Origin of the sequence: uncultured Treponema sp. (assembly GCF_946187725.1) — a bacterium.
Lineage (GTDB): Bacteria > Spirochaetota > Spirochaetia > Treponematales > Treponemataceae > Treponema_D.
Map to the genome: position 1 here is coordinate 1 of NZ_CAMHSK010000063.1, position 8,748 is coordinate 8,748.

Consider the following 8,748-nt stretch of genomic DNA (forward strand, 5'->3'; position numbering starts at 1 on the left):
TAATTCCAGCCTTCAAGTCGCGCTCGATGTAGATGTCGAGGAATGTTGAAACACGGCCAATCGACATAGCGGCACCGTTCTGTGTTTTGATTGCGGCAAGGTAGCCGAAGTAGAGCCACTGAACGGCCTCTTTTGCGTTTTTAGCCGGCTGAGAAATGTCGAATCCGTAGATTTTTGCCATTTCTTTCATGCCGTTGAGGGCTTTAATCTGCTCAGCAACTTCTTCGCGGAGGCGGATAACATCATCTGTCATAGTTCCATCGCCAATGTTAGCGAAATCAGCCTTTTTCTGGGCGATGAGGTAGTCGATACCATAGAGAGCAACACGGCGGTAGTCACCTACGATTCGACCTCGTCCGTATGTGTCAGGCAAACCTGTAAGGATGTGGGCTGAACGGGCTTTATGAATCTCAGGAGTGTAAACATCAAAAACAGCCTGATTGTGTGTCTTGTGATATTCAGTGAAGATTTTATGGAGTTCAGGATTTGGCTTGTAGCCGTACATTTCGCAAGACTGCTCAGCCATTCGGATTCCACCGTAAGGCATGAAAGCGCGTTTGAGAGGTTTGTCTGTCTGAAGACCTACAACCTGCTCCAAGTCCTTTAATTTCTCGTCGATGTAGCCGGCTCCGTGAGATGTAAGGCCTGTTACGACATCGGTATCCATGTCAAGAACGCCTGTTCTTTCTTTACCGTCAAGACCAACTGATTTTTTGTTGTGCTCAGCCTTCTGGAGTTCCTGCAACTTGTCGAACAATTTGTTTGTTGCGTCTGTTGGACCTGCCAAAAATGACTGGTCTCCGTCATAAGGTGTGTAGTTTTCCTGAATGAAATCGCGTACATTGACTTCTTCTTTCCAAAGTCGACCGTAGAATCCTTTCCAGGCTTCCTGTTCTGCCATAAAAAATCTCCTGTTAGGACAAGCCTCTGGCTTTGCCCAAAAATATATTGTGAAATTACAGGGAGACTAAAAGCCTAAAAATCGTATGGCGACACCGGAACACCTAAGTTTCGCAAGATGAAAGAGAAGTGAAAAGATGTGACCAAAACAACTTAAAAGGGCTTGTAGTTTCCAAGCAATTGTGTCCGGCTATCTCAAGCCGGGCTTTATTTGTTTTGCTGACAATAATATATACAATTCTTAAAAATTAGACAATGGATTTTTGCGAAAATCTTTACAAATAGTGTTTTTTATAATGAAAATTATCTTAAAGACACTATAGATAGTGTAGTAAATGTCGGAATAATACTAATGCGGGCTTAATTTGCGTTTTCAAGCGTTACGGATGAATCGAAGTCTTCCTTTAGGGGAATTTCCAGTTCTTTCTGCTTGAAGGAGCCGTTTTTGTCGCCGTCAATGTCCGTGTATGTGATTGTGTACGAGCCTCCTTCCAGGGCTTGGAAGTCATACCAGCCGTCAGAATCGGTTAATGTGATATTTCGGGCACCACCGGCAGTATTGTAAAGGGCGACCGCGATTCCTTCAATTGCCTGCTCCGTACCGTTGATTTTGCCTTTGACCTGACCGTAAATGCTATATTCAAACTCATCTTCTATAACGCCGTAGCATGAAGTGAGCGTTCCGATTCCCAAAACTCCGAGGATGACACCTATAATTCTTTTCCAAGTCCAGTGAATCTTATCTTTCATATTATTTTAGTATATTCCGGCTGTTGGAATTTGTAAAGTTTCAAAAAAGATTCCATTTCCATACTCTGCGGCAAATTCCGATTCTGGGAACGATGTTTATTCCGTTGAGAAAAGTTATGTAGCCGAGTTCCCCAAACGCAGTATATTGACCGCTTCTTTCGTAGTCGATATTGCCCTTGCCAAAAAGAACCGTCGAAATGTCCAGTCCTGAAAAAAGTGAAATGTCTTCGCTCAGTTTAAAAATAAAAACTGCGTCCGCTCCGATATTTAGATTGAACTCAACTGTGAAATACCTGATTGTGTCGGAAATTCTTCCTATTCCGTAATCAACTTCAAAATCATAAGCACGGAGATTCAATTCTGCAAAACCGTGGAATGCAAGGGCATATTTTTCAGTTCTGGCAGGTGCAAATCCTTTGCCGAGTTTGAGGGAAATTGTGTTGGGGACTGGATTAAAAAAGTTAGATTTCAGTCCGGGGAAACTCATAAAACTTCTTCCTGTGCTGATTCCAGTCAGGCGGGAGTGACCGTCTTCATCGAGAGTCATTTTGCTCCAGTTCACTTGTGTTTCAAAATATTTTGCATAGAATGGCTGGTCAAAATCAAAATACTTTCGTGAATGTGAGCTTGTTGCCTTCAAAATGTGATATTCGAGCGGAAAAGAAAAATGTGCGTTTATAAAATCAGTGCTTTCGGCAAAAACTGGCAGTGTGGAAAAAAGTAATGCACATAAAAAACTGATGACTTTCATATTTTTACCTATATCTCGTTCTTGCTCTTCCGGCTATCACTTGCTCAATAGCTCCAGATTGCATCTTGCCGGTTCCGAATGTGCGTCTTTGTGCAGGTGAAGGCCGTTTCCGAGGCAGTTTTTCCAGTGCCTGCATTTTGCGCATTTTCCGGTTTTTGCCCAGCTTCTGTCGCGCATGTTCTGATAGCACATTTGCCATACATCCATAAAACTGTCGCGGTAGATGTTGCCCTGTATGAAATCTTTTGCACGGACGCTTAAACATGCCGAAATTGAGCCGTCGCACATCACGCTTGCGACATTCACGCCCGCACGGCAGAAATAGAAGAAATCACGCACTTTAAGCTCGTATTTTCCAAGGTAGCCTTCGCATGAATAATTCAGATGAATCGACTTTCCCTGCTGATTTTTGAAAGCTCTAGTTTCGGCGATGAATTCCATTAGCTTTTGGTATTCTTCGCTTGAAAGAGCAAGATCGTTTTGACCAGCCCTTCCTTCAGGAAAAATCGAGAAAATCCGCCAGTGCGAAACACCGTTTTCAATCAGGAATTCCCGCAGTTTCCGTAAAATCCCAAGATTCCCCTGATGAACGCAGGTAATCACATCAAAAACAAGTCGGCCGGGAAATTGTTTTTGAAAGGCCGTTACTGTCTTTATTGCATCGAAAACTTTTTCAAAAGAATTTGGATTCTGTCTTAAATGATTGTGCTCATTTTCAAAGCCGTCGAGACTGAAGCTGATTGAAGAAAGTCCGGCATTCAAAAGAGAAATAAATCGCTGCGGCGTAAATGCGAGTGCGTTTGTCACGATTCCCCAGCGGAAACCGCGCTTTTTGATTTCACGACCCGCATCCTCAAGGTCTTTTCGTAAAAGAGGTTCGCCGCCGGTAATGCAGACTGTAAGGTTTTTATAAGGATTTTTCTCCCTGATTTCATCAAGCACGCGGACAAAATCTGAAAGGGGCATGTCGGGAACCCCGCTTTCTGAAAGGCAGTCGCTGCCGCAGTGCAGACAGTGAAGGTTGCATCTGAGCGTGCATTCCCAGAAAAGATAGCGTAATTCGTGCTTTTTGATTTCTGATTTGCGGTAAAGGCGGAAAATCGCCTGTTTGAGCTTATTCATCAGGTTCAAGCGTAATGTCCTGGTTTGTCAGTTCTGTTCCTTCTTGCCAGGAGAAGGTCTTTTTCTGAGTTTTGAACGAGCCGTTTTCGCTTCCATCACCGTCTTCAAATCTGAAAGTGTACTGGCCTTTTTCCCATAAATCAATGAAATAGCGGCCATCATCGGAAGTCTGGTAAATAAGCCCGTCTTCTGAAGGCATGCCGGAATGCTTGAGATTTTCAGATTCGGAATAGATTTTTACATTCGCAAGCGGTTTTGTCGTGCCGTTTCCGTCTGAATCACCTTTAACTGTGCCCGAGATATAGCCGTAATTTGGCGGCATCCCATACATAACAGGTGCTTCGATTGGCTTTGTGACAGTATTGCCATCTTCTCCGCAAGAAAAAATAAGCGGAATCCCCGCGAGCGTGCAGAAGAAAGTAAAAATTTTAGCGATTAAAGATTTTGCGATACGCATTGGGAAATTGTAAGAGAAAATGATAAATTTTGCAAATTCTCAGATATTTCAAAACTCGGCATTCGACCTACTGCTTAGTTTTTGATGATTTCAATTGGAATGCCGTGTCTGTCGGCGAATTGCTTGTAGTTTTTGAAGAGATTTTTCTGGCTCATGAATCTTGAAAGAATCTGCTTTACAGGCATTTTGTCACGCTTTTTGGCACGAATCAGTCTTTTGATGAGATTTGCCTTCACAAAGAGAATTTTTTCGCATTTTAAGAGAAGTTCGGGCGTTTTAAAAAGCACTGTCGCGTTTAGAATCGCGCTCTTTCCGCGATTTTCTTCGATGAAGCGTTCAGTCATTTCTATGATTTTGGGATAGACGATGCCTTCCTGTTTTGAAAGCAGTTCCTGAGAAGAAAAGACAAGCGCTCCCAGCGCGCGCCTGTTTAAAGAGCCGTCATCGTTTTGAAGGGAAATTCCGCGTTTTTTTGCCTCGTCCGAAAAAGCGGCAAGAATTTCTGCTGTGCTGAGCGAAATTGCTTCGTGCGCAACCTTGTCTAAATCCAGCGAGAGAAATCCCTGCTTTTCAAGCTGAGAACACACATAATTCTTTCCCGCCGCCATCTGCCCTGTAACGCAGATTGCAAGGGGGCGTTGCGGGGCACTCCCCGCAGAGGGGGTAGCGGAAATACCCGAACGGAGCGGAGAAGTCAGAGCTTGCTCGGACTTCTCCAGCGTAGTGAAAGGTATTGTAGCCGAGGGGGAGACCTCCCCCCCATTGCTAATTGGTAATTCCTCATTGCTCATAGAAAATTCCTCATTGCTAATTGCTAATTAGTGAAATTTCCCCCAGTTTCGGTCGTATTCAATTGAGACGCGGAGAGGCACCGTCAGGCGGACTGCGTGTTCCATTTTGTCGCGAATCAAGGCAATTGTGTCTGTGACGGTGTTTTCGTCGTCGGGGCATTCAAAAATCAGCTCATCGTGCACCTGAAGGAGAAGTTTTGCCTGTGAGCCTGTCTTTTTAAGGGCCTCGCACACATCAATCATTGCCTGTTTTACAATGTCTGCGGCACTTCCCTGAATCGGAGAATTTTTTGCGACCCGGACGGCACCTTCTTTTTCCATTTTGTTGCGGCTGTTGATTGCTGCAATTTTTCGTTTGCGGCCCAAAATCGTTGTGATGAAGCCGTTTTCTTCTGCGTGGCGTACATTTTCATCAAAAAACGCCTTGACTCCTGAATAAACTGCAAAATAATTGTCGATGAAGTCTTTTGCCTGACCACGGCCGATTCCAAGGTCTTTTGCAAGCGAAAAAGCCCCCATTCCGTACATGAGACCGAAATTGAGCGTTTTTGCGTTACGGCGCATTTCTGGTGTGACGCTTTCCATCGGAACTCCGTAAATCAGGCTTGCGGTCGATTTATGTACATCGACTTCGTTTTCAAAGGCCTGACAGAGATTTTTGTCACCGCTCAAATGGGCAAGAACGACAAGCTCAATCTGCGCGTAATCTGCTGAAATCAGAACCTTGCCTTTTTCGGCAGTGAATGCCGTTCGGATACGCCTTCCTTCTTCGCTCCGAACCGGGATGTTCTGCAAATTCGGGTCTTTTGAAGAAAGTCGGCCTGTCGCGGTTCCTGTCTGCATAAAACTTGTGTGAACGCGGCTGGTTTCATCTGCCTGTGTGGGCAGTGTTTCGACGTAAGTTGAAAGAAGCTTTGTTTTGGCCCTGTATTCAAGAATTTTAGCAGGAAGCGGATCGAGCACGGAAAGTTCCTCAAGAACGCTTGTATCTGTTGAATAGCCGGTTTTTGTTTTTCTGCCCGCCGGAAGCTTTTTTTCTTCAAAAAGAACAGTGCCAAGCTGTTTTGGTGAAGCGATGTTGAATTCATGCCCTGCGAGCGCGAAAATTTCTTTTTCGACGGCTGAAATCTGATTTTTAAGTTCGACGGCATAATCGTTCAGATAGCGCGAATCAATGTGAATTCCGTTTGATTCCATAAGTGCAAGAATCGGAAGGACTTTCATCTCCATATTGAAGAAAAGGCCGTCAAGATTTTCTGATTTGAGCCTTGCTTCAAAAAGATTCCAGAGCTGCAGTGTAAAATCAGAATCTTCGGAAGAATAATTTGCGGCGACATCAAGCGGCACATCGGCAAAAGTTTTGCCCTTTGCGACAATTTCATCAAATTCCGTGCCTTTGAGATGCAGGTGAATTTCAGAAAGGTATTCGAGTGAGTAAGCTGATTTTCCGCTCCTGTCACTCTCCAAAAGCCATGCCGCTATCATCGTGTCGGCGATTCGGGCAACTTGAGAATTGTTGTCGCTCGTATCACCTCCGTTAATCCAATCCTCAATCTTCAAAAATCCCTGCGAATCCAGCACCTTGAGGTCGAATTTTGCATTGTGCATGACGATTGTGCATTTTGAATTGTAAAAGACTTTTCTGAGTGCTTCCAAAGCCTCTTTTTTTGAAACGCCTTCTGCCTCCGAAAACAAATCTCCGCCTGTCGAAATCGGAACATAAACGCCGCTTCCTTTTTCATGAGAAAGTGAAAAGCCAAGAAGATTTGCGTGTGCCGTATCGAGAGAGTCAGTTTCGGTATCAAAAGCAAAAACAGGTATTTCCTTAGCGAGAAGTTTTTCAATATATGAAGAAAGTTCCGCCGCGTCGGTAATTGCCTTGTAATTTCCGTGATTTTTGTTGATTACAGGCGATGTTTCCTGGCCAGCGTTTGATTCGGCTTTCTTTTCCTTCGTGATTTCCGCCTCTGCGCTTTCAGAGCCGGATTTTTTTGAAGAAGATGCAAAAAGCTCCCCAAGATTTGATTCATCTTCTTTAGTGCCAGCCGCACCTTTTGCTTCTGAGCGATAATCCCTTGCTATTGCCCGAATTTCAAGCCGCGAAAGTTCATCCGCCGCCGCCGCAAAATTCAGCTTTGCAGTGCAGCATTCATCCGTGCCGCACAAATCCGGAACTTCGGTGTAGAGTGTAATCAATTTTTTTGAGAAAAAAGCGTCATCCTTGCCATTTCTGATTTTTTCACCAAGAGCGCCCTTGATTTCGCCTGCATGTTCGTAAATTCCTTCAAGAGTGCCGTATTCGGCAAGAAGTTTTGCCGCTGTTTTCTGACCAACACCTTTAACGCCCGGAACATTGTCCGCCGTGTCGCCCATGAGAGAGAGCAAATCCAGAAGTTTTGAGGCCGGAACGCCCCAGTCATTTTCGACTCCCGCCTCGTCAAGTTCCGCCCAAATTTGAGCTTTATCCGGCTTCATGCAGTGAATGTGCGTGTTCGTCAGCTGCTGCAAATCCTTGTCTGCGCTCAGAATAACGCAATGTCTGCCTTCCGCCTCGCATTTTTTCGCAAGAGTGGCAATTACATCATCAGCTTCATAACCGTCCTTTCTGATTAAGCGGATTCCCAAAATCTCAAGCAGATTTTCAATCCATGGAATCTGTGCATGAAGGTCTTCCGGTGTCTTAGGTCTGGTTGCCTTGTATTCTGCAAACATTTCATGCCTGAAAGTCGCAGTTTTTGAATCCATTGCCGCAACCATGTATTTAGGTGAATAATTCTTCAATATATGGAGCAGATTCCTGAAAAATCCGAAAACCGCCGAAATGTTTTCGCCCCGGGAATTTGTGAGCGGCCGCCCGATAAAAGCAAAATATTCCCTGTAAATAAGTCCGTAGGAATCCAGAACAAAAAGCGTCTTGTCGTCAATAAAATCACTCATTCCCCAATTATAACAGCATTTCCGATTCTGCTCAAACACAGCGCATTTTGAGTTTTTTCCTTGTTTTTTCCCTTTGCGTGTGTTATAGTATTATCTATTATTTTGTGTGGCAAAATGGAGTACTTTATGAAGGAAAATGTTTTTAAGGCTCTGTCGATGGGGCTTTGCCTTTCGGTTTTTCGTGCTTGCTTCTTGTGATGTTTTGGACGAAGCGGGCATGACTTACAGTGTTTGCGAAAATGACAGTGCTTTTCCCGTCGGACGCAAGGTAAAACTCTCTCCGTTTACCATGCCGACGGAATCGCGGAAAACATAAAAGAAGAGTATATCGAAGAACTTTGCACATATCTGAAGATTCCCCGTGAAAACATCGTCTCAATGTTCATTCCAGAAGGGGAGAGCGCGGATGCACGGCAAAGATATACATATACGGCTCGCGTAGAGTCTGATTTCACCAAAAAGGGGTTCAGGCTTCCAACTGATGCAGAGTGGGAATTTGTCGCCAGAGGCGGAAATCCTTCGTCTGCCGAGTGGAGCACAAAGAATCACCGGATATTGCAAAGGGTGAAAGAAATTCCCTTGGCGTTGCCGATTTGTTTTATCTTATAACCCGCTGGTCGCTATACAACGGCGAATTCGTAGAAGACTGGCTGACCTCAAATGCCGAATATGCCATAAAGGACATTCTTGACGGCGAAGGCTATGTTTTGAACCCGCGTTTTAACTCCTCTTCATGCACTTCAAACCAAAGCGGAACAAGCTCACGCGAAATGAGGAATGCGAGTTCAAATACCAGTTCAATAACGAAACTGCGCCTGGTTCGAACTTTATAAATTTTAGGCGCGAATTTTTCTTACTGCCGCCGTTCCGTGCTTCGCTGGCGCTCATTCCTGCGCGGCCCGGGTGCCGCTCCGGAACGCCTCCGGCGGCACTCCATGGCCTGGCGGTCACACGCCGCCCGCGGTACATATCCTGCTGCAGGGGGCGGGAGCCTTCGCGGGAGAATCCTGTCGGACGGGGCATAAAACCTGCGGAAAAGG

General features: G+C 45.0%; 8 protein-coding genes. 1 reads left to right on the plus strand and 7 read right to left on the minus strand.

The annotated features are described in order from the left end of the window. From Q0Q74_RS13725 to polA, 7 genes are all read right to left on the minus strand, one after another. The coding region (locus Q0Q74_RS13725; protein WP_294431763.1) for a pyruvate formate lyase family protein at positions 1–901 on the minus strand (901 nt) is incomplete at its 3' end. Between the two features lie 359 nt (positions 902–1,260). Further along, entirely contained in the window at positions 1,261–1,650 is a 390-nt protein-coding gene (locus Q0Q74_RS13730) for a radical SAM-associated putative lipoprotein (RefSeq protein WP_294431766.1), read from the minus strand. Positions 1,651–1,690: 40 nt separating this feature from the next. Further along, positions 1,691–2,401, minus strand: a complete 711-nt coding sequence (locus tag Q0Q74_RS13735; RefSeq protein ID WP_294431768.1) for a hypothetical protein — start codon at positions 2,399–2,401, stop codon at positions 1,691–1,693. A 36-nt stretch (positions 2,402–2,437) separates the two neighbouring features. Continuing rightward, positions 2,438–3,523 (minus strand): TIGR04133 family radical SAM/SPASM protein, encoded by a 1,086-nt coding sequence (locus tag Q0Q74_RS13740; protein WP_294431769.1) that lies wholly within the window; start codon positions 3,521–3,523, stop codon positions 2,438–2,440. Continuing rightward, positions 3,516–3,980 carry a carboxypeptidase-like regulatory domain-containing protein gene (locus tag Q0Q74_RS13745; RefSeq protein WP_294431771.1) on the minus strand — a complete coding sequence of 155 codons (465 nt, stop codon included), beginning with the start codon at positions 3,978–3,980 and terminating at the stop codon, positions 3,516–3,518. The genes Q0Q74_RS13740 and Q0Q74_RS13745 overlap by 8 nt, the downstream gene beginning before the upstream one ends. Positions 3,981–4,054: 74 nt before the next feature. Beyond that, positions 4,055–4,771 carry a dephospho-CoA kinase gene (coaE, locus tag Q0Q74_RS13750; RefSeq protein ID WP_294431772.1) on the minus strand — a complete coding sequence of 239 codons (717 nt, stop codon included), beginning with the start codon at positions 4,769–4,771 and terminating at the stop codon, positions 4,055–4,057. 27 nt (positions 4,772–4,798) lie between these two features. After that, a complete protein-coding gene (polA, locus tag Q0Q74_RS13755; protein WP_294431773.1) occupies positions 4,799–7,708 on the minus strand; it encodes a DNA polymerase I in 2,910 nt (969 codons plus the stop codon). A gap of 530 nt (positions 7,709–8,238) precedes the next feature. Between polA and Q0Q74_RS13760 the strand changes: the two genes are divergently transcribed. After that, positions 8,239–8,541, plus strand: coding sequence for a hypothetical protein (locus tag Q0Q74_RS13760; protein ID WP_294431776.1), 303 nt, complete (start codon positions 8,239–8,241; stop codon positions 8,539–8,541). The last annotated feature ends 207 nt before the right edge of the window (positions 8,542–8,748 follow it).